The sequence below is a fragment of the Colwellia sp. Arc7-D genome, from assembly GCF_003061515.1.
Classification (GTDB): domain Bacteria; phylum Pseudomonadota; class Gammaproteobacteria; order Enterobacterales; family Alteromonadaceae; genus Cognaticolwellia.
The window spans coordinates 51,280-74,045 of record NZ_CP028924.1 but is presented as its reverse complement, the minus strand read 5'-3'; the positions used below and the strand labels follow the sequence as shown (position 1 = coordinate 74,045).

The following is a 22,766-nucleotide window of genomic DNA, read 5'->3' as shown; positions in this document are numbered from 1 at the left end:
TATAAAAGAAGGGAGCCATAGGCTCCCTTCTTATTTTTGTTCATTTAAAAGGCACTAGAATATAAACTATTCGAACTATGCTTTTAAATATTAGCTACTGGTCTTCTGTTTGCTTAATCATTTCAATGCGATAGCCTGTTGGCGAATCGTCATCAGCTTCAACAATTAAAAATAGCTCGTCTGAGTCTTCATCAAGGGTTAATTGAAAGCTTGATAAAATAACCTCACTACTATCAACTTCTGCAATAGCAAACACCTGATAAGTATTGTTTTGTAAGTAAATTGACTCAGGTTGAGTGTATACTGCACTGCGGTTATACAATGCTGTTTCTATGGTTTCATCACTGCGTACAAAATAGAATTTCACAAAATTAAAGTCGTCACTATCAACTAAATCTATCATGGTTATTTGATGATCGTAGATACTTTCGCGCGTACTGTTTGCAACGACAAGTGATTTAATGGTTATTTCAATTTCATCAACAATACCGTCATTGTTCTCATCTACGTTACCATCGCCATCGAGATCAACATCTTCTTCATTTAAGTAAAAGAATACGGTTTTATTGGTGTTTTCAGCCAGGCTTAATAAGTGATTACTTAAAAGGCGCTCAGTAGTACCCGGAATTAATAAATCTAAACTGTAATCACCTTTATCTTGAACTTTAGTTTCGCTATAGCTACCAATTTCAAGCGCTGATATTTCTGCTTCATCATCAACACCATTAATATATATATCTAAAGTGCCGGTGTAGTTAGGGATTAGTTCATGTTCTCTGATCGCATTGTATGCGCGAAACTGTGCTTCAGAGTCAGTATCTAAATATTCAGTAATTGACGAGTTAGACATTCTATCCATAGCATAAGGCGATGTGCCTGAGCCGGTGTTCTCGCGAATAATCATCACATATTGTGCTGGGTATGCGTAATCTATGTCGTCAGAAGTAAATAGCACTTCTTGCGTACCTGACTTCGTGATATAAAAAATATATTCGTCTTGATCAAACTTTTGATTATCTGATAACTGCTTATAGTTGTATTGACCTACTAGCGTTGCTTCATTAAAAGTTTCATCAGACTCTGACATGTAAAAGTCAACGCCGACTGAATCGGGGTGTAAATTCAAAACACGTAAGTTGAATAAATCTTCATCTTCGTCTTCATCATCATCTAGCACATCAATGCTGTAAGTCTCAACTTGTGGTGCGGTAATGTCATCTGTTAGCACTAATAGTTGAATGGTATCGGTAGTAACGTTAATTTGCCCTTCTGCAACTTTCTCAAGATCATCACGGTCGCTACTGTCTTCATCTTGCCAACCCATTTCGTAAAAATAGCTGTTAGTGTCTATTTCAAATACGCTTAAAGCTTCTGTATATGCAACACCATTAAAGGTTACTTCAAAATTATCAGAATCGTCATCATCGTCTGACTCAAGATCTTGATCAAGGGTAAGAATAATGTCAGGTGCGTTTTTTGAGCTGTTATAAAATTTAACATAGCCGACATTTGAGCTGTCACTGCCGCCGCCACAAGCCGCAAGTACAAGTGCTGATGATAGTAGCAGCACTTTTGAAGGTGAAATCGTTGAAAGTAGGTTGGATTTAAAGCGCATATATTTTTCCAAAAAAGTTTATTGCCACTACTGCACAGGATTTACTGGCAGCTAATTTATGCTCACACCTGTTAAACAGCTGAAAAAGCACTTTGTAGAGCGGCATTCTAGGGTTAAGTTCAACGATTCACAGCATCTTTGCATTTCTTTACTTAACCCTACCTTTCCTTACATAACATGAAATTTAGGCCGAGGTTTATCAAAAATTATGCGTTATTTTAACTTATCGCCCTATTTTGCGATCTCAAGTATAATGCCGCCATTAAAAGCATAAACTAGGTTATTTCGTTGATATTTTCTGATGTGGTTATTATTGGTGCTGGCGCTGCAGGTTTAATGGCCGCAGCAACTGCTGGCTATCGTGGTAGAAGTGTTACTGTAGTTGATATGGGTAAAAAACCCGGTCGAAAAATATTAATTTCTGGCGGCGGTCGCTGTAATTTTACGAATGAAAACGCGAGTCCCGAAAACTACTTATGTCAAAACCCTCATTTTGCTAAATCAGCACTGAGCCGTTATAGCGCGCAAGATTTTATTGAACTAGTTGACCGTCACGGCCTTAATTATCATCATAAAACCTTAGGGCAATTATTTTGTGATGATAGCGCGCAAGACATTGTTGATATTTTGATGACCGAATGCGAATGGGCCGGTGTCGATTTAGCAATGCGTAGCGAAGTAATTTCAGTTAACAAAAATGATATCGGTTATGAAATAGTTACCGCCGGCGAAAGCTATCAATGTGAGTCGTTAGTTATTGCTTCTGGTGGCTTAACCATGCCGAAATTAGGCGCTAGCCCGATCGGCTTTAAAGTTGCTGAGCAATTTGGTTTAAAGGTTTTGCCGACAATGGCCGCATTAGTGCCATTTACCTTACATGATCACGACAAACTAAAATTTGATGGTTTATCGGGTATCAGCATGGCTACAGAAGTGACCAGTGAAGACGGTACTACATTTAAAGAAAACATATTATTTACTCACCGTGGCTTATCTGGCCCAGCAATATTACAAATTTCATCATTCTGGCGATCAGGCCAAGCGGTAACAATCAACTTACTGCCAGAAACACCCATAGATAAATTAATCAGCGAATGGCGTGAAACTAGCGGACAGAAATCATTAAAAAATATGTTAGCAACCGTATTACCCAAACGCTTTATTGAAGCGCTAGTAAAACAAAAAGATATAAGCGATAAAGCTATCAACCAAATCAGTAACGACGAAATTACTTACTTAGGCCAATACCTGCATAACTGGCAAATAAAACCTAATGGCACTGAAGGCTACAGAACAGCTGAAGTTACCTTAGGTGGCGTTGACACAGACGAACTATCTTCCAAAACCTTTGAAGCAAAAAAAGCCAAAGGTTTATATTTTATTGGTGAAGTGATAGACGTAACGGGTTGGCTCGGAGGCTATAATTTCCAGTTCGCGTGGAGCAGTGGTGTAGCTTGTGGGCAAGCGGTATAGCTATGACAAGACATAATTAGAGCGAACAAAATCTGAATTGTTCGAACAGAATCTCAACATAGGGGAAATGCTGATTTACCCTACTAGAAATTCAGCGCACTCTCAATCATATGTACTTAATGTATCAGTAATATATAAACTATTAAGTTGTTTATATAAGTAATAGCAAAATATTTTTTTCAAAAAAAAGCAGCCATTGCGGCTGCTTTTTTCACGTTGTATTACAAGCGATTAAAAGTTCATACTTATACGGCCATAAACAAACCGACCATCAACACCGTACGGAGAGAACGGTGAAAATGGAATGATTCGACCAAACGTAGATACACGTTCACTGCCGTCTTCATTTAAAAACTCATTGGCCACTTTAGGGTAAGAATCAAATAAGTTGTTAACACCTAAGGTTAATTTGATGTTATCTGTTACTTGATAAGCCACGTCTAGATCAGTAATCCATTGTGCGTCATTCACTTCTACATACCCATCGCTTTGAGGATCTCTCCACTCACCAAAACGCGTAGAACGAAGACTTACTTTAAGGTCATCCATATGCCAAGTGGCAGATAAATTAAGCTTACTGTCTGGTGCACTACTTTCAAAGCGAGCGATTTCACGTTCACTAAAAAGAATATAACTATCACCTAAAACATTTAACTCTGAAGGGTTAGCTTTTAAGTGAGTGACTTCAGTATCGCCAATATTAACTGCTGCACTTAGTACTAAGCTGCCCATATCATTTAAATCAAGATCATAAGTACCAACAACATCAATACCTTGAGTTTCAGTATCGATTGCATTAGTGAAATACCTTGCACTGCCTACACCACTTACATCGGCTGCAGTTAAAATATCGTCTACCGCCGAGCCAGATATATTTTCAGATAATACGATACGATCATCAATCTTGATATTGTAAGCATCAACCGTAAAGTTAAAGGCTCCCTGTGTATAGACAAAGCCTAAGGTCATATTAACTGATTCTTCAGGTGTTAACTCTTTAGCACCAAGGGCTTGTGCTACAGGAGTATTTACAGGAAATAATCCACTTTCTTGTGGGATCTGACCACCAGAGCCATCATCAACAAAAATGGTTGAAACTGTTGTATAAGACGTTTGTGCTAGCGATGGCGCTCTAAAACCTGTGCTAATGGCACCACGGAAAGAGAGGTTATCATTTACGACATAACGTGCGGCTAACTTACTTGTGAAATTTGTTCCAAAATCACTGTAATCTTCGTAACGGCCAGCAAGTGCTACATTTAAGTTATCGGTTAGGTCTGTATCTAACTCAATGAAAAGGCCTAAATTATTACGCCCTTGAGCAGTTGATGCAGGCAAACCTGGAAACCCTTGGCTACCACCATCAATGTATGATGCTTCTTCGCCGGCAACAATTTCATAATTTTCTTTGCGATACTCTACGCCAATAGCAAAAAACACGTCATCGTATAAACCAAAATCAAGCATATTATCAAACGTTAAGTTAACAATAGTTTGATCATAGATTAACGCCCCATTATAAAAGCTCGTTGGCGAGTTATCACCTAATGACGAGTTAACGGTATTTTCATTACCGAGACCAAAATCATTTTTTCCATAATCAATACTTGCATCCCAATTCCACTCATCAAGTTCGCCATTAACGCCGACCACTATCGCTGTATCAACAACATCGGTGGTGATATGTGGTAAGAAACCATCAGGGAAAATACCTAATGAACGACCTTGCTTAGGTTGACGATAAAATGCTGCTGAATCACCATCACGTTGCCCATAAGTACCAAAAGAATATAATTCAGTGGTATTGTTGAAGCTGTAACCAAGGTTATAAACAAACGATAAATCTTGAATATCTGCACGACCTACACGAAAATTGTTGGCATGGTCAAAGTCTAACTCGCGTGGGTCAACTGAACCGTCAGCAAGTGGGTTATATACCTGACGTGCTTCGTAGCCATTACGACTCGTAGGTGCGCGGTCTCGTGATTCAAACGCTAAATGTAGAAAGCCATCTTCGCCAAGACTAAAACCAATATCGCCCGCAATAGTTGTAGTTTCACCATCACTGCGATGAATGTCGCCACCATCTTCAAAAACTAGCTCATTACCAACAATAGTTTTACTTTTTATTTCTTTAACGCCGGCAACTTCAGTGTCATATTTACCGTAAGTAACAGCAAAAGAGCCACCTTCATCGCCATCTTTTAAAATAATGTTAATAACACCCGCAATAGCATCCGATCCGTATTGTGCTGCTGCGCCATCACGTAACACTTGAATATTTTTAATCGCTGAGGTTGGTATCATGTTCAAATCAACAGCTGTTGAGCCACGACCCACTGACCCACCTAAATTAAGAAGCGCACCAGAGTGACGACGCTTACCATTGATAAGCACTAAGGTGTGATCAGGCGCTAAGCCACGAAGCGTTGCAGGCGAAGCATGATCAGTACCATCATTTAACGCCGCTTTAGGATAATTAAAGCTTGGCAGCAAGTTTGATAAGATTTGACTTACTTCCAATTGCCCTGTTGCCGACATACTTTCAATATCGATTATGTCAACTGGCGATGTACTTTCGGCAACAGTACGATCATTACGACGAGAACCAGTAACCATTATTCTTTCTATATTTTCATCTGCGTTAGATTCCTCTGCGACAGCACCAAAAGTTACTGTCATTGCTGACAAGCCTGATAATGCAATTGCAGATGCAACTAAGGACAGTTTTAATGTGAATTTTTTAATATGTATCATTTGCTCTTATTCCCTATAGAGTTAATTTCATGCTCAATAATTTTTTATATCACTTACAATTAATCTGTTGAAATACTTATCATATTAAGAACTTTGTATTTAATATCTGTAAAATAATGGCATAACATTTAAGACTCGCTTCGCATAATGCAGCCAAAGATCTCAAATAATAAAATGAGTCTATTTGATAAGTAATTATTACTCTGTTTTTCTCCCGTAAAAGTAGAAACCTTTCATTTTTAAATTACGGCTAACGCCCACACAGCGGGTAATTCATATCCTAAACTCGAATGTAGTTGTTGTCTATTGTGAAAGTAATTAGGTAACCTTCTAATTTTGAATGTAATCAATTCATCGTCTTAAACGTATTACTTATAATTAGGTCGGCTTTGTGAGAATGAAAAATGATTAACCTCTACATTTTTATTACAACAGCTAGTTCGATTCATGCTCGTTTTGATATGCTGCTTAATCAAAAAATTTTGTACTACATGAACGCTATATTGAGCCCATAGCACGACTTTTGTCAGTAGGCTTTCGCTTATTGATAGCAAGCTTACAGAGGTTATTGGTGGTGTTATTAGTCAAATGCGACATAGTAAAGTCAGTTTAAAATTTTTAGTGCTGCTTGGGAGCATTACTTATTAACCGCTAAAAATCACTGAACCTAAGAAAACTATCCAAGTTCAGTGACTTCCAAATTTAAAACTCACTACAGGCTCACTTAACCATAAGTTGCGACAAGTAGACAATAGCTAAGTCGTTAATCCGTTTCGTGCTTTTCAACTGATTCTATTTCGATGTTTTTATCTTCAGGTTCTTTATTTTCAATAAGTTGACCAGAAACCAAATGTAAATCTCGTTGTGGAAATGGGATGGAAATATTGTGTTCTGCCAATGCTTTGTTAATAGCTATGTTGATTAAATGAGTTAGTGGCAAGCGGTTTGTTGGTTGGCTTACAAAGGCACGAACTTCAAAATCTAACGAACTATCGCCATGCGCCAAAAAGAATACCTGAGGGGATGGCAGTTCAAGCACGTCTTTTTGACTTTTTACTGCCTGCATAAGGACTTCAGTTACCTTTTCGATGTCTGAACCGTATGCCACGCCAACTTTAACCACAATGCGCGTTACGGCGTCTTTTAATGTCCAGTTAGTCACATTTTCGGTGATAATAGATTTGTTCGGTAATAGCACTTCACGGTTATCAAAGTCTGTTACTGTTGTAGCGCGAATTTTAATATTACTGACAGTACCGCTTAAATTACCGATGGTGACAAAGTCTCCCACACGAATCGGTCGTTCAAATAATATGATTAAACCAGAAACAAAGTTTGCCACAATTTCTTGCAAGCCAAAGCCCAGACCAACACCTAGCGCGGCTATGATCCACTGTAATTTGGACCAATCTATGCCAAGTTGAGAAAAGCCAATGACGATACCGCTGCCAACAATTACATAACCCAAAATTGACATAATGGCATAGCGAGCGCCATCGTCCATTTCAAATCGTTCGAAAAAACCAATTTCCATTACGCCACGTATATTTTTCGCTGCTAAAAAGCCACCAACAACAAACGCCAATGACAGAATAATATTCCACAGGGTAACGCCACTTGATAGTTCTACACCGTCGACCATTTTTACTTGTTGCCAAACGACAATATCATCAACAATCCCTAGTGCTGGTAGTAATGGCATCCAAATAAACCAAAGCCCCGCTAACAATAATAAACCGGTGAACCAGCGCATAATTGATTGGCTTTGGCGTTTCACTTCTTCTTCATCAATGCTCTGACTTTCTTCAGCTGTAGCGATTTCTTCAACGTTTGATTCGCTTTGTTGCTCGGCCTTTTTTAACGCTAACTCTTCGGTTTCTTTTTGCGCTTTTCGGACCATATATCGGCGAAATGTCACTAGAAAAACACGTAATATAATGCCGTAAATAACAGCTGACATAACCAGTAACGTGCCTGACATAAAGACTTTAGATTGCAACTCTACGGCTGTATCAAAATATCCGAAAAGTGGCATTGAACCGATGGCAAAAGGTGCCAGTACAGCAATGGGAAAGGCAATAAGCGTAAGGAGGTTTGCCGGAGTTTCACCAGCTATGCTGGTGGCCACGCCACTCTTAGGTTGAAAGAATTGATAACTGAATACCGCAATACCAATAGAGCTGATTATAAACGCTAAAATTGCGATGCCGTATCTCAGCTCAGTTTCACCACTAGCAATCGCGGTAGCAAATACAAAGCCGGTTACCGACTCTAACCACACAAACCATGTCAGCATAGCGCGTAGTTTACGTCGCGCTTTGGCACTCCAACCAAAGTGTTTTTCAAACATGCCGTTTTCACGACACATTGAACGAAAAGACAATAGTATTAAACTTACTGATGAAACCGCCGCTAATCCACTCGCTATGGCGGTAGAAAAGCTCAATGGCGAAGCACCTTCTGAGATCATGCCAGCAACAGTAAACAAGCAAACAGGTAAAGGTAAAGCTAATGCAAAAGTTAAGAGTAACGCAAAGGGCGTACTGTAATAAGTGTCATGTTCTACATCACCCACCTTTTCAAATAACGACCACAAGGTACGTTTAATCATTCTACGGCTTAGCAAAATCAGCAATGGTATAGTAACAAAAAGCAATAAGAGAAAAGGCGATGATAGAGCACCGCTGTAAAGATCGTTGACCAAGTTCCACCATGCTGTAGGTGACAAAAACCATTCAACGCTGATTAAAATATTTACAGCAAAATCACCGGCAATACCTGAACTGGACGATGGTAGCCAAATTAAACGCCGCTCCAATAACGCACTGAGTGCAGAGCTCGCTAAAAGTAACTCGCTGATTGCCAATTTTTCATCCGTTGTACGATCAGCTTGTGTGTTCGATGCGTTAATCAAATTACGTAGTAAATCTCGACGAGATGTAGTTAGCTCTTCGGCCTTTTCAAGCTCGAAGCTCGTGAATAAATCTGTCTCTTCACTTTTACTCAACTGATTTTTTTTGCTCTGCTGAGGGCTATTTTCAAGCAGTAGACGCTGTGCCGTATCAGGAATATGGGCTAAATTTCGCAGCTGGTCTTGCCATAAAATCATATTAAGCTGTTGACGAATGGTTGTTTCTTTAAGCTTTTCATGACGTTGCTCAAGCACCGATTCCACAGGTAAGCTCGCACGAAGTCTTCGTAACAACTCACCTAGCTCATCGGTAACACGGCCCGTAGCTAACACTCTATCAACCGTTTCTGCAGACTGTTGAACTTCAACAAGTTGCTTTTGTAACGCTGCTACATTGGTTTCACTTTCTGGCGCGATACTTTGTAAGTCTTGCAACTGATTCGCCAATGACAAATTTTCACTTGCTATAGCTTCAAGGGCTGGATGTTGCTCTAATTTGGCCAGAACGGCACTGCTTAGTTCTACCGTTTTTTGTACTTCACTCTCTCGGTTATCGGCTAAGTAAGATTGAAGTAAAGCGATCTGTTTATCATAAAATGTACTTTGTGTGCGCAGCTGGCTTAACTCTGCTTCTACTAACGATTGGCGAGCGGGAATAGTAGCTATCTCGCTTTCAAGAGCCTTAATAGTCGCAGTAAGTTTTTGGGCATTGGCTTGTTTTTCAAGATAGTCGGCTCTTGCATCAAGGCTTATATTATCAGCTGGTTTCTTGGCTATCGCTTGATTAATGGCCGTTTCGTCAGCCCGCGCGGCACTTAATTGCTCAGCAATTTTATTAGCCCGCAAACTCAGTACTGTTTGCTCACTTTGTTTGTCTGAAAGTTGCGCCAGCCGATTCTTTTGCTCTGCTCTTTGTAAGAGCAGTTGGTTTTCGAGTTTATCAGACGATTGGCTTTTATCTATTTGCACTTCTTGCTCTTGCAGTGCTTGGTTGCTTTGTCTAATAGCAATGACTTTTTGAGATGCACTTGCGGCTCGCGCCTCATAATCTAAGGTAAGACGCTGTTGTTCTTTGGCTGTAGCCAACATGTCTTGTGCATCTTCTAGCTTATTAAGGGTGTTTTTTTGCTGTTTTTCATCTAAGTCAGTTGTTTGCTGAACACGCTCAATAGTGGTCTTGATCTCACTTTCAAGGTTTGACTCTTGTGCTTCAACGTTCGTGATTAGCCCACTTTGGGTAATGCCAATGACAAGAATAAAAACTACACTTAATAACGTGCGCACTAACTGTTTAAGCATTCACAAACCTGCTGAAAATATGATGATGAGAAAGTAGAATAAACCACCCACCTAATCTATTCAACAAACGCTGATTTTATAGGCTTTTTTGGTTTAGCAACTGAAGGGTGAAAAAGTATAAAGATACTTTTAGAATAAATGTAGTTTAACAAAAAACATAAGTTTAAGCTGGTTAAAAATACCAGCACATTGACAACATTACTGCCTAAGTACTCCATTTTCGATAGGTACATAGTTTAAATAATCGTTTATTAACTAATTCAGTTACAGAGTCTAGAAAGTGAATTAGTCTTTATGAAGCGACGTGATTTTATCAGGCTTAACCAAATTAATAATATTACAACAGTCATCATCAATTTCGCTTTCAATAGTCACTCTATTTTTGCCATTTTGTTTCGAATGATAAAGCGCTATATCCGCTTGTTTCATGGCTTTTTCAAAGTCGAGGTAATCGCTCGGCTTACACAACTTAAAACCCGCACTGGCGGTGATCGATAAATCATGACCACCCAGTGTCGGTTTTAGACCTCGTATACCTTCAATTAAACGTGATGTTAAACTGTCGAGATCAGACTCGTTTTCGATCGCGACAGCGAATGCGAATTCTTCTCCTCCATAGCGACAGAATGCTTCGTCAACTCGGCAAAACTTTTCTAAGTAATTAGCTAACTCAACTAAAATCAAATCGCCTGCATCATGTCCATGTGTGTCATTGACTAGCTTAAAATCATCAATATCGATTAAGCCAAAAGCAATCGAAACTTTTCTTCTATTGCACGACTTAATAAGTCGATGTACTTGGTCGATAAAAAACCGTCGGTTAGGAATATTAGTTAAGGGGTCAAAAAATGCAATTTTTTCTAATTTCTCATTGGCTTTTTGTAGTTCAAGCGTTCTATCACACACGAGTTGTTCTAGTTCACTCTTTAACGATTTTAGCTCTTGGTTTCTAAACTGTAATTGCTCTAAATGAAACTTGCGCTCTGAAACGTCTCGTTCTATAGCACCAAAATGAGTAACTTCTCCGAATTTGTTTTTTAACGGAATAATATTCATTTCAATCCAATAAGGCCTACCTTTAATATCATAATTTAGCAGGGTTTCTGTGATGGCTACATGATTGGATAATGCTACATTGATGCGTGACATGGCGGCTTTATCAGTGAGATCACCCTGCAAAATTCGGGGAGTTTCTCCTAAAACCTCTTCTTTGGCATATCCGGTAAGTGTTTCAAAAGCTTTATTTACGTAAACAATTTTTGGGCCTGTTGGATACTGAATATTATCCGCTTCGCATACGATGACAATATCTTGTGTGTTTTCAACAATATCAGAGAAAAAATACAGCTGTTTAAAATCTGAAATATCATTAAAGGTAATAATAATAGAGCGCGTGTCGCTGCCGACTTCACCTTCAGGATAAGCATTTATCATAAACCAAAGTGTTTTATTATCTTTATTCACTATACCTATAATTTCATTGGTAACTGACTTTTGAGTGAGCTTTACTTTGTTTACGGGGTAGTTTTCTTCAAGTAACTTATTACCGGCATAATCAACAAAATCCCACGTTAAATCGGAAGTAACTTTGTTACTTATTTCTTCAAAGCTTAAGCCGAGCAACTTTAAGGCGGTAGGGTTTGCATATACAATCGAAGTATCCCAACGATGAACAACCACTCCAACATGCGCTTTTTCGAGTAAATTTTTTAAATTAAGACCATAAAAATCTGTCATATAGCGCTCACTTCTTTAATGCATCTTTAAAGTCTAGGACACTTTGAAGTTTTTATACAAAAAAGACTACATTTAGGAAGGCTTTATATTGTCATTATTATTAAGTGATAAATTACGCGATGGAATACCGATGGAATACCGATGGAATATTTTTATATTTGCCGAACGCCTGTTATTACAAAAATAAATCTATTAATTATATTTTGATAAAACAGTAAAAATTTTATTGTCGCTTAAAGCTAATCGCTATAAAAGTCAGCATTCAACCTTAATATATTTCAGCTTCAACACCATATTTATCTAAAATAGTTTGTAATTGACCGGAATTTTTTATCTTTTTTAACGCTAAGTTAATAGCAGGCAACATTGATTTTTTAGTTTTATTAAGTCTGATAAGAAGCTTTCCAATGGTATGTTCTGCTGCAAATTTAATATCAACATCATGAATTTTGGCCCAGTGCTTAGCGGTTTCATGTTCAAGTATTACGGCGTCAACACGCTTATACTTAAGTGCTTGCATTAAGCTTTCTTCGTCACGAAAGTTTACTCGGGTAAACTTTTGATCGTCAAAATAAAAATACCCCGCTATCGTACCAATACGCTTGTTGTGAATTTTATCTAATGTAGGGAAGAGGTGTTCATTACCTTTCAACGTCACCACATATTCTTCTACTTCAAGTATCGGATCGCTAATAACAAACTTTTCCCCATAATTTCCGCTGTCAAACCATGCCGTACAAACAAAATCGAAATCAATAATACCTTTTTTCAATGCCTGTTCCGCACGCTTCATTGGCCAATTAACTGTCTGAAATTCAATTGTGGTATGTTGCTCTATAAGTAAAGTTAACTCAGATAAAATACCGGATTGACTTCCATCCTGTCCGGTACGATAAGGAACCCAGCCACTATTTTCACCCAAGTCAAAGTGTAAGGCGGTTGATTTTTCTTCTGCCGATACTTTAGAGATACATGAAAAAGCGCTCAAGAAAATGCAAAGAAGAGAGTAAATTACTACGTTTTTCATCGAAAATAACCTTTATAGAGATGCACATGAGTTTTACAGTATTTTTAACGCCAACTCGGTATTAAAACATTGAGCTTTAAGACTTTATTTAGCAATAGAAATAATAAACTGTCAAACCTAGTGTTATTAAATACCATCCGATAATAACTTATATATGCCCTCTCTATCTAATATTTTGATTATTTTAGACAAATAAAGCGATAATAAATAAATTAAACATTCACCTGAAACCGAGGCAAATAGCGTTGGTTAATTAAATCAAATTCTGGCATGACAGGCCTGCTAATGGTATAACCGCGCCATCGGATTTAAATTTGCAGTAACAGCTAAAGCATTGGGTTAGTTGACTGCGCTAACGAGTAAAGGCAGTTACTAATTACGATGTAAACATCATCGCAATACACTGAAATAAAATGAATTTAACAATAGAATTTAATAAACCAGAAATTAAAAGCACATTCGACTGGCAACTAGTCCAGGAAATTAATGTAAAGAACGACAATAATCAAATTATTGCAAAAGCAGAAATTGAAGTTATTACCTTAAATAAGCACCGTGGTGCCGACGAAAGCTATGAATTGCTGAGTCAGCAAGATGCAACTGATTGGGAAGTACCGTTAAACTTATTTTTCAAAAAACAAAATGTTGCTGCTGATTTAGTCGAAAAATTTCAAGCAAAAATAGACACGAAAGCTAAAGATCATATATTAATTGAAGCGATTAGTGTTTTACCAGAGTTTCGTCAGCAAGGCGTAGCTAAGTTTTTACTAAACGAAATAGCTCAACATTACAATAAAGTGCAATCAATATCGTTATTGAGTATGCCAATGAATTTATTTGTTGATGCGCAAGATTGTGAAACTGAAGAAAATAAAACTTATTATCAGGCGATGAACTTAACAGACGATGCGTTAACGCAAGAACAGTTATCGGCTTTTTTTGAGCACGCGGGCTTTAATCATTTAGCAATAGATGACAGTGCTTTAGAAGCGCCCTTACCTTTTAAAGTATTTATGGCGAGTCCAAACACCATTCGTTAATTTGCACCTGTGGTTTGAACAACCTGCACGTTAGATTACGTGCAGGTTAAATACAACAACCTTATTCAAAAGGCATTATATTTACTATTATCATGATGCCGCATTTAGCACTAGTTTTTAGCTGTATCACGCTTAAGTCTTTTCACTATTTGCTTTGCGCCCGCGTATTCATAAAATGGATAAATATTTAAACTCACCACTGCTTGCATTTTTTGCTGAAAATCTGTCATTTTCTCAGCCTTTACATCGCTTAAACCTTGAATAAAATAAGCCTCAGATAAATTACAGCTATTTTCACTCGCTGCTATAAGTTCGTCAGACGTAATTTCCTCATTAGCAAAATTTAACATCTGTTGCTGCCAAGGCTTAATGTTCAAACTCTCTAACCCAGTTTGAGTAATTTGCTGTGCAATATCGATTTTATTCAACATTTTAAAAGCATGTGCACCGTACAGTACGCCATAGAAACTTCTATCGCTTCGCGTAACATATTCTTGCATTAAATCCGCTGCAGGTTGCCAGTTAAAATTAACTACATTGAATAAAATAGCTAAATATAGGTCGTCGGTATTTAGGCTTGAAGCCTCTTTAGCTGAAAAATATTCGGTAACCGCTTTATTATTGCCAAGCCAAAACTCGCTTTCAACTAATCCAGTTTTAAAGTCTGCATTAAGTGAGGCAGCTTTTTTAGCCGAAAAATTCGACATACGTATACGGGCCCATTAAACGTAAAACTGTACTTAATTGCATATGATAGTAAGCATCTTCAGGGAATTTGTTGACTAAAAACTTATAATCTTCAAAGGTTTGATTTAAACGCTCAGTGGTATCACTTTTACACAGTTGAACGAATATTTTGTCCACTCTATAGTCATTCAATATGCCTAAAATGTCGCTATTATTTGGACTATTTTTTGCCGCCGTTTCTAGTAGGAATACTGATAATTGAATGTCGTTTTGTTCAGCATATAGTGCTGCAAGTGCCATATAGCCATTCACAAAGTTCGGGTTGTCCATCACTGTTTTTTGTAAAATACTTTTACGTTCTTCAAGACTCAAACTACCTTTAGCTGCTAATGGTAACTGCATATATACCGGAGGGGCTATATCGACAGTTTTTAGAAAAGGTTGTTGTTGATAAAATGCCTGCCAATGCTCAACATCATAGCTGTTGGTTGCAAAACTTTTTATAAGATTTAAACGGTAAAAATTTAATAAAACATCATGATTATAAGGTTGACGCTTAAACAGTTCATTGTATGTCGCAATAGCCTGATTTAACGTGTATAAATTTTTATTTGTCTCATATTGTTGCAAGCGTTTGATTGCTAATTGGTTTAACGCTACGGTGTCTTTTGGATAGTTAGCGACAATATCTGCTAGCGTATTATCTCTTAGATCATGAGAAGATAATGCTGTTTTAGCGCCTTTGTTCGTACTTGCACAAGCACTGAGCATTAAAATTAAAATGGGTAAAATAATTTTCATCACTATGCTCCTAATCCTGATAGCCAAGTTGTTCTGCGCGCTCAAAAGCTTGTTCTGACTGCTCATTTTTACCGGCAAAACCAAGTGATAAACCAAGTAGGTATTGTGCTTCGCCATTATTATTATCTTCGGCGACTACCTCTTCAATTACCTTAAGTGCTTTCGCAAATTGTGCTTGTTCTAATAAGTGTTTAGCGTGTTGAATTTTGCTTGATATTGTAGCGTTATTATCTTCAGGGTTAGGCGCTGATGGTGATGGTTTAAGAAACACAAATAAGCTTTGCGAATGTGTTGGAAGGTCACTAACTTGCTGATAAAAGTTTGCATAATCGGCAACTTTTATCACTTGCTTAGGTAAAACGAAAGTTGAGCTAATATGCATACCATCCGTTTTTTCTTGCACTTGATGTGTTAATTCAAAAAATTCATTTTGAATGTTTTTCGCCGGTTGGCTATAACCTAATGTAGAGCCAGACCAAGGGTGTGGATAAAATGAATTAATCACCACAGTTATCGGCTGCAAAATAACAAAATCAAATTTTCGAGCTGCGACAGGGGCAAGGTTACTGAGCGAGGTAAATACACTTAAAATCGCACTATAATCATAACTATACCTAAAATTATCAATTGACTCTGTAATCTCTGCTATGTCATTAAAGTTGGCTGATAATGTAAAAGGTGTTGTTATATCAATAGGATCAGAGTTTTCAAAATCGCTAATACGTCTGCTAAACAATAATGGCGACACTATTTGTTCGGCGGCGGCTAAAGCGTTTGGTGAGAACTGCATAAAGCTTCGTAAGTTAGTTTCAACATGACCCGTTAAGTCTAATGCTACCCTTGCATTAATTACCGCTTTATCAACAGAAAAGTCGATATTTATTGTGGCAATATTGTCAGCACTTGTAGTGCCGGGCAGCGTTAAAATTTCACCTGACTGCTCATTAACAACTAAAGCCTTTTTATCTTCTAAATTAAGATTAATTCCGGGAAATGTACCTGTTTGACCACTGGTATCGAGCCAATATTTTGCGGTTTTTGTTTCAATATAAGTGATCATATGGTCAAAATTTAACATCGGTAATTCGTCATTAAACTTTGCGCCAGGATACGAATTAATCAATGCTGGATAAGCGGCAATATCCGCTTGCTTTAATAAAGCAATAATCAGTACGGTTTGATCTTTACAATCACCATAAGCTTGGCTTAACACTTCGCTCGCTAAGTGAGGTTTATAGCCGCCTCGATTTACATGCGCTCCAATATAGCGCACGTTTTTTTGCATATAATCAAAAACGGCTTTAATTTTTTCATGTTCATTCATGCCTTCACGAAACAGGGTTTGAGCTAATTCAGTAATCGACTTGTCTGATTTTTGTGTCGGCAAATATAAGGTATTAAACCACTGGTTAATCGTACTCCAGTTTTTAATTGTTGAGAGATGAATCGCAGGCAAAATATCATCTAAGCTCGGCATTTCCATTTCCAACTCTATGCCTGGCTGATGCGTTGTATTCCAGGTATATATTTTACTTTTTGCTGTTTTAGTTAGCTTAGGTTCTATCTCAATATTATAGTTAACAATGGAAATGTCTGTCGCTTTAGGGACAGTTAAGGTGTTTTTTGTTTCTAATACTGGATCAATTCGTAGCCAATTAATACTTGGTAAAAACTTTACAAAATGAAAGTTAATACTTGAGAACCATTCGTTCTCTATATAGGGCTTTATTTGCTGCGTAGTGGCTTGATATTCAATAATACTTCCGGCTCTTAATTGAGGCAGTGCAAATTCATATTGTTTACCTTCATCGAAGTAGTCACCACTATTACTAGATACAAGCGATATGGCGTCAGCTTGCATTTCTATTACTTTACCTTCAGGGGTAATAACTCGAGCAAAGTCGATTTGCTTTTCTTGATAATACGAATTGAACTGGCTAATGAGTTTTGAGTAGTCTTTTACCGCACTTTCATCGGCAATATAAATGGCATTGTAAAAGTGGCTTTTTTCGAAGCCTTTTTCATCAACAATAACATCGCCTCGGCGACTTAATATTACCGCACTATTGGTGAATGTTTTAGTGGCTAAATTTCGCTTTGCTATTAACTCATCTACTGTTGGACCGATACTCGCTGTTTGAGAATAAACAGGTAAAGACAAAAAGATAAAGCTAATGAAGGTTGTAATAATACCGCGCAAAACCATGCTGATTTCCTTATTCGTAATACCCGTTAAGTAATTAACCGGTTAATTTTTATCCTGATAGCTTACCTATTTTTTAAAAATAACTAAAGTATTGTTTTGAATGAGTAATGTAAAGTTTTTCTAGAAGAATATACCTACTAGTGAATACTTAGATTAAGCTTCAGGCTAGTAGGTATAATTAACGTTATATACTTAGTGTTTTGCTTTTCTTGTCATGCTTGCAAGCATTAATAAGGCTAAAGCAAAAATAGCTATACTGCTTGGTTCTGGCACAGTAACTTGACTGCCTAGCTGAGCACTAGTACGTTGAGCTGATATAACATCATGTGAGAAGCCAAACTCTGCTATATCTACTTTCTCAAATGAGAATTTAGCTAAACCACCCCCCTTGACCGTAAAATCAATTGATGCGAGTAAAAAGCTACTTAATCCAAATTGAGCAATATCAATATCAAATGCATATGAATCTTCACTTATTGTTAAAGGCATACCTACCGTGTAGGTATCAGTTCTCTCACTAGGGAAAAAAACATCTATATCTAGCTTATCACCAAAAGTAACTTGCCCAAAATCTAGCAAACTTTCTTCGAAGATAAAATCAAAAGTAAAACTCGATACAAAAGACTGAAAACCAAAGTTATCTTCAAGTTCAGAAATGTAAATATTAGCGGTTAACGTGTCATTAATACCGTAAGTTTTATCTTCGATATCAATCGTTATCATTGATGCATTAGCGGTGATAGCAGCACACCAAAAAGTTAAAAGTATTAGTAATTTTTTCATGTTAATTCCTATTAAAAATTTTATTATTGTTATAGCAACTGCTACTACATCGCACAGCGACTACGAGTACAGTTTTGCATAAGAGTTCGTACATCGAGCGTATTGACTTGACCATCGTTATTTAAGTCGTAACTTAAATCGAAACTTTCACCTGCTCTTAACTTGCCGATAAAGGTTCTAATATCAGCAATATCAATATCCGCATCGTTGTCAAAATCACCAATTAACACTTCAGGTGTATTAAAGGTGAATGAGACAATCACTGGATCATGGTCAGATGCACGATAGGCATCACTGCCATAATATGAAACTAACTGACCTACAGATTTATTTTCAACGTTGTAATCAAACGCAACAGGTTCATCAGCGTTAATATGCCACTCATCAACCGAGTCAACAAAAGCCGTTAAAGTGCTTGATGCTAAGGCATGATCTAAGTAACCACTTTCACCACCAAAGGCATAAGAATATGCACTTAACCCCACTTTTTCAGCAATAAGATTGTGATAACCACTGGCTGTAATTGCGCGAATTGGATCTTCCATGCCGTATGCATTGAGGTCACCAATAATCAAAATATTATCGGTATCTGATTGCGTTGGCTTTGAAGCTAACCAAGATACAAGTTTGTTTGCCGCTTGGGTTCTTAGTTCATTCCAACAGGCTTGTCCGTCATTTTGATCAGCATTTGCACCTGAAGCACTGCCACAACTCCCTTTTGATTTAAAATGATTTACAGCAACAGTAAATGCTTCACCGCTAGTGTTAGAGGTAAACGATTGCACTAACGGTTGGCGATTGCCAAAATCAAATGGTGCTTCGTTTGTTGTTACCGCATTACCAGCAAGTGCTACCGTGCCAGGCTTATAAAGTAAACCAACGGTAATAGCATCAGTACCTAGTTCTGTGGCATCAATGCTAATATATTGATAAGTATTAGCACCTACAACGCTATTGAGTTTATCGGTTAAGTCGGCAATAGCAGATAACTCGTCAAAGCCATCATTTTCTATTTCCATTAAACCAACAACATCAGCATTAATTTCAGCTAAAGCATCAACTATTTTGTCACTTTGGCGGGTAAACTCTTCAAGGTTGTCAGCGCCACGTGCCGTTGGGAAGCCGCCACCTTGGCCGTCACCATTAAAGTAATTCAGCACATTAAAGCTTGCAACTTTAACTTCACTTGTAGAACCAATAGTTGGAGATGCTAAACGCTGGTTATTTCCAAGGAATGTAGGTTCTTGAGTTGGTAGAACACGATATTCATTGAAACTATAATCTAAAATACCGGTAATATTATCAACCGCATCGCCTAAGCGAACGCCATTGTTGTAACTTAAACCAGAGTTTGGAAAAGGTACAAATTCAGGGTTTTGACTATTATTTTGATCATCAAGCACAATAACATTTCGCGTATTTCTCTCGGCTAATGCTAGCGCCTGACTTGAGTTAGGTTGATATATATTAGTTGGGATCAGTAAGCGACCTTTTGATAAGCTCAGTTGGCCATATTTTGCTAAACTAAAAGTGTCGGTGACATGTAGCTTTTGCTCAAAACTGACTTTCATCCCTTCTAACGCTTCCCAAGTATTTAAACTATCAACCGGCATCATTATATTCGTTGCTGCGATAGTATCGCCTGCTCCACACTCAACAACACTTTCACTAAGCGTTAACTGTGTACGATTATAAAACTCTTTAACGTCGCCTTTAACACGTACTTGCGAGCCTAAAGTTGGCGCTTGGCCTTGACCATTTAAATAAACAAAAAGTGCTTCTGAAGTTGCTGGGTCGGCATCATTATCTTGCGCTTCTTCTTGGACAAAAAAGCCAGATAAACTATCAACAACTGAAGTTACAACACCTTCAACAACTTTGTTTTGTTCTACCATAGGAGAAGCATCACCGTTGCCTTGAATTGCGCTGATAAGTTCAGCACTGTCACCACACATACCGATTAACGATGGTTCTTCTGGCTCTGGATCAGGTCCTGGGCCTGGATCAACCACTGTGCCATCGAAGCTATGCGAGCCTAAAAAGCTAAAAGTGTTTGACGGATAGCTATCCCATTCATTGGCAACAACGAAAGCATCGCTAACATTTTTATCGCCGCTGGCAACTGAAGACTTTCTAACCAAGGTAGTATTAGACGCCCAACTTGTTCTTTCGCCTTTAACGCCGAAAGAGTCAACGAGTTCACCATCTTTTACTAGCTCAAAATAGTCATCGCCATTAAAGTTAACGGCACTTACAGCGATATCAACTAGAGGTTTTAAGGCGCTGTCTGCTGTTATTTGTGTTGAACCAAGTACAACAACGTCTTTGGCTAATACTACACCCGATAGATCAGTCGTTACTGTTGGTTCAGTATTGCCGTTAGCATAAAGTTTAAGTTGGTAGCCAGTTAATGAAACGCTGGTATTGGTTGGGTTAAATATTTCAACCGCTTTATTGTAGCTACTGCCTTCAACATACTCAGAAATAAACAAAGCTGAACTGCTAGATGGCGGTGTAGGGTCTACCGGATCAACAGGGTCTGGGTCTACGGGGTCTACCGGAGTAGGGTCAATAGGATCTACCGGTGTTGTTCCATCACAGGCATTTGTAAATACTTGTGTTACCCATTCAGGGTGATCAATAAACGGATTACGGTTACCTTGGAATTCATAAATACGGTTGTTACGTTCTTGCTCGTAACTGTCAACCGGATCGGCAACATGCCAAGCAAGTAAGGCACATAATTTACCTAAGCGAGGCTGACCTGTGCTGGTTAACATATCAACTAAGGTTAAATCAGGTGTTTGTGGATCAGCACCCTCATAGCGTACATCCATATAGAAAGTCATACGAGCAACATCACCTTTTACGACATCGCGCGGCTCAAATGAATTACCATCTACGCGATTTTGCGGCGCTTCTGATAAGGCATTGTCGCTGTAATCAAAATCTAAATTACCACGCGATGAATTAACTGAAATATCGGTAGGTCTTAAATGATGAATATCGGTATACGCTGAGGCACTTGAACTTGGGAAGCCATGACTTTTTGCCCAAACATGCTCGCGATTCCAGTTATCTGGATTAGAAGATTGTGAGCCACTACCGTTTGAGAATTTAGCTAATGAAAGGCCTCGGTATAATAGAATAACATTATCGCTGTTCAGCGGATCTTCGTCAGTTTGCGTAAGTGCAGTCCAAACTTCTGAGTAACTCAGTACGTTATGGTTTAGGGTAATAGCACCATTAATTGCATTGCGAAAATCTGTTGCTGATGCTTGATTAGCTTGCAATGCGTGTACATCGGCATAGTAAATAGCGTCGTCAAAATCACTTACTGATGCCACTTTACTTAAATCAGGGCAATTAAAACATGCGTTTGTAATAGTATCTGGAACTGGTGGTTCAATAGGCGGATCAATAGGTGGGTCAATTGGCGGTTCAACTGTACCGCTGTTACCCGAAACCATCACGTTATCAAAAGTAATGTATTCAGAACTCGCATTGTTTTTCATGCTAATGCGGATAACTAACGAGTTGCCTGCGGCAATTGCAGCTGTCACTGTTTCACTGGTAAAATCATCAATTAAGGTATTTGAAGCACTGCCCTTACCTTGCCAATTCTCTACAGTAACAAATGCTCCACCGTCAATAGCATAAGCAACATCTAGGAAATCTGTCCCTTCGTGGTTACCATTTTCTGCGGCATTTACCGACAAGCTAACATCAGAAAAGCTACTAATATCGATAGCTTCAGACAACCACATCGCTGCGCCATCTAAATCTCTGCCTTCAAACTTTCCATTATTAACTTTAAACCAATCTGATGTAGCGGTTAGTTTCGCTGCACTTACATCAATTGACCATTTGGTTACATTCGTTAAATCAATTTGGTCGAAAACTGCTCCTTTTCCATTAATAGCTGCAGCGTCGAAGTTTTCACTCCATATTTCCTCTGCGTTAACCAAAGTTGAAGCTAATACACTCCCGGTAAAAATAGTAAAAACCATTGAACTAGCGAAGCTTGACCTAACGCTGTTGAGCTTTTTTGGTAAAAAAATAGCCACCACACATTCTCCTAATATTATTATTATTCAAAATCACCTGACCTTATCCTGCCTAATGAATGTTAAATTATTGTTACAACAAAATGAAGGTTTTTTAATCATTGACCACTTGGTAAGTAAAAGATTCTCAAAATTTTTTATTACTAACAGTAAGTTAGCTCGATAATTATTTTAACAATAGTGGAGGTAACATTAGAGTATTACCTCTAAATAATTATAAAATGTTGATATAATTTAAATATTATTTACTTTTTGTTTATTCAAAGAGATAGAAAATAGCAGGTTTTTTCATATTTATGCTTATAACTAACAACGATAAGAGATATGAAATGAGGGGGGGACTAAAATCGCAGGGTTAAAAAA

At 37.9% G+C, this 22,766-nt stretch carries 12 protein-coding genes and 1 pseudogene; 2 read left to right on the top strand and 11 right to left on the bottom strand.

Features of this window, described 5'->3' with window-relative positions; all coding sequences use genetic code 11:
* Positions 1 to 94: 94 nt before the first annotated feature.
* A complete protein-coding gene (locus DBO93_RS00305) occupies positions 95 to 1,615 on the bottom strand; it encodes a DUF4397 domain-containing protein (protein WP_108454548.1) in 1,521 nt (506 codons plus the stop codon).
* A gap of 288 nt (positions 1,616 to 1,903) precedes the next feature.
* Here DBO93_RS00305 and DBO93_RS00300 point away from each other — a divergent pair, with 288 nt between their 5' ends.
* Positions 1,904 to 3,088, top strand: coding sequence for an NAD(P)/FAD-dependent oxidoreductase (locus DBO93_RS00300; protein WP_108454547.1), 1,185 nt, complete (start codon positions 1,904 to 1,906; stop codon positions 3,086 to 3,088).
* Positions 3,089 to 3,319: 231 nt separating this feature from the next.
* Here DBO93_RS00300 and DBO93_RS00295 read toward each other — a convergent pair whose 3' ends face one another.
* The 5 genes and pseudogenes from DBO93_RS00295 to DBO93_RS00280 all read right to left on the bottom strand — a co-directional run bounded on the left by DBO93_RS00295 (position 3,320) and on the right by DBO93_RS00280 (position 12,819).
* Positions 3,320 to 5,845: a TonB-dependent receptor gene (locus tag DBO93_RS00295; protein ID WP_108454546.1), complete on the bottom strand. Its 2,526-nt coding sequence runs from the start codon at positions 5,843 to 5,845 to the stop codon at positions 3,320 to 3,322.
* A 239-nt stretch (positions 5,846 to 6,084) separates the two neighbouring features.
* A pseudogene (locus DBO93_RS18810) lies at positions 6,085 to 6,409 on the bottom strand (IS3 family transposase); the annotation flags it as partial.
* Positions 6,410 to 6,608: 199 nt separating this feature from the next.
* Positions 6,609 to 10,055 (bottom strand): mechanosensitive ion channel domain-containing protein, encoded by a 3,447-nt coding sequence (locus tag DBO93_RS00290; protein WP_108454545.1) that lies wholly within the window; start codon positions 10,053 to 10,055, stop codon positions 6,609 to 6,611.
* A 285-nt stretch (positions 10,056 to 10,340) separates the two neighbouring features.
* Positions 10,341 to 11,792, bottom strand: a complete 1,452-nt coding sequence (locus DBO93_RS00285; RefSeq protein ID WP_108454544.1) for a diguanylate cyclase — start codon at positions 11,790 to 11,792, stop codon at positions 10,341 to 10,343.
* Positions 11,793 to 12,060: 268 nt separating this feature from the next.
* Positions 12,061 to 12,819, bottom strand: coding sequence for a transporter substrate-binding domain-containing protein (locus DBO93_RS00280; protein ID WP_108454543.1), 759 nt, complete (start codon positions 12,817 to 12,819; stop codon positions 12,061 to 12,063).
* A 413-nt stretch (positions 12,820 to 13,232) separates the two neighbouring features.
* On the opposite strand from DBO93_RS00280, the gene DBO93_RS00275 reads away from it, so the two are divergent.
* Positions 13,233 to 13,859, top strand: a complete 627-nt coding sequence (locus DBO93_RS00275) for a GNAT family N-acetyltransferase (RefSeq protein WP_108454542.1) — start codon at positions 13,233 to 13,235, stop codon at positions 13,857 to 13,859.
* 110 nt (positions 13,860 to 13,969) lie between these two features.
* On the opposite strand, the gene DBO93_RS00270 is transcribed toward DBO93_RS00275, so the two are convergent.
* The 5 genes from DBO93_RS00270 to DBO93_RS00250 form a co-directional block, all read right to left on the bottom strand.
* The gene (locus DBO93_RS00270; RefSeq protein WP_108454541.1) at positions 13,970 to 14,566 is read right to left on the bottom strand and encodes a hypothetical protein; all 597 of its coding nucleotides are present in this window, start codon (positions 14,564 to 14,566) and stop codon (positions 13,970 to 13,972) included.
* A complete protein-coding gene (locus DBO93_RS00265; RefSeq protein WP_108454540.1) occupies positions 14,547 to 15,347 on the bottom strand; it encodes a hypothetical protein in 801 nt (266 codons plus the stop codon). Before DBO93_RS00265 ends, DBO93_RS00270 begins: the two co-directional genes overlap by 20 nt.
* Positions 15,348 to 15,357: 10 nt before the next feature.
* On the bottom strand, positions 15,358 to 17,553 hold the full coding sequence (locus tag DBO93_RS00260; RefSeq protein ID WP_108454539.1) for a DUF3857 and transglutaminase domain-containing protein: 2,196 nt from the start codon (positions 17,551 to 17,553) through the stop codon (positions 15,358 to 15,360).
* Between the two features lie 192 nt (positions 17,554 to 17,745).
* Positions 17,746 to 18,336 carry a PEP-CTERM sorting domain-containing protein gene (locus DBO93_RS00255; RefSeq protein ID WP_108454538.1) on the bottom strand — a complete coding sequence of 197 codons (591 nt, stop codon included), beginning with the start codon at positions 18,334 to 18,336 and terminating at the stop codon, positions 17,746 to 17,748.
* A gap of 44 nt (positions 18,337 to 18,380) precedes the next feature.
* Positions 18,381 to 22,403 carry an ExeM/NucH family extracellular endonuclease gene (locus DBO93_RS00250; RefSeq protein WP_162533683.1) on the bottom strand — a complete coding sequence of 1,341 codons (4,023 nt, stop codon included), beginning with the start codon at positions 22,401 to 22,403 and terminating at the stop codon, positions 18,381 to 18,383.
* Positions 22,404 to 22,766 lie beyond the last annotated feature (363 nt).

Excerpts from the sequence above, each read along its gene's own strand:
- DBO93_RS00265 (WP_108454540.1), bottom strand. The coding sequence starts at position 15,347 with ATGAAAATTATTTTACCCATTTTAATTTTAATGCTCAGTGCTTGTGCA.
- DBO93_RS00270 (WP_108454541.1), bottom strand. The coding sequence starts at position 14,566 with ATGTCGAATTTTTCGGCTAAAAAAGCTGCCTCACTTAATGCAGACTTT.
- DBO93_RS00285 (WP_108454544.1), bottom strand. The coding sequence starts at position 11,792 with ATGACAGATTTTTATGGTCTTAATTTAAAAAATTTACTCGAAAAAGCG.
- DBO93_RS00280 (WP_108454543.1), bottom strand. The coding sequence starts at position 12,819 with ATGAAAAACGTAGTAATTTACTCTCTTCTTTGCATTTTCTTGAGCGCT.
- DBO93_RS00260 (WP_108454539.1), bottom strand. The coding sequence starts at position 17,553 with ATGGTTTTGCGCGGTATTATTACAACCTTCATTAGCTTTATCTTTTTG.
- DBO93_RS00295 (WP_108454546.1), bottom strand. The coding sequence starts at position 5,845 with ATGATACATATTAAAAAATTCACATTAAAACTGTCCTTAGTTGCATCT.
- DBO93_RS00255 (WP_108454538.1), bottom strand. The coding sequence starts at position 18,336 with ATGAAAAAATTACTAATACTTTTAACTTTTTGGTGTGCTGCTATCACC.
- DBO93_RS00290 (WP_108454545.1), bottom strand. The coding sequence starts at position 10,055 with ATGCTTAAACAGTTAGTGCGCACGTTATTAAGTGTAGTTTTTATTCTT.
- DBO93_RS00305 (WP_108454548.1), bottom strand. The coding sequence starts at position 1,615 with ATGCGCTTTAAATCCAACCTACTTTCAACGATTTCACCTTCAAAAGTG.
- DBO93_RS00275 (WP_108454542.1), top strand. The coding sequence starts at position 13,233 with ATGAATTTAACAATAGAATTTAATAAACCAGAAATTAAAAGCACATTC.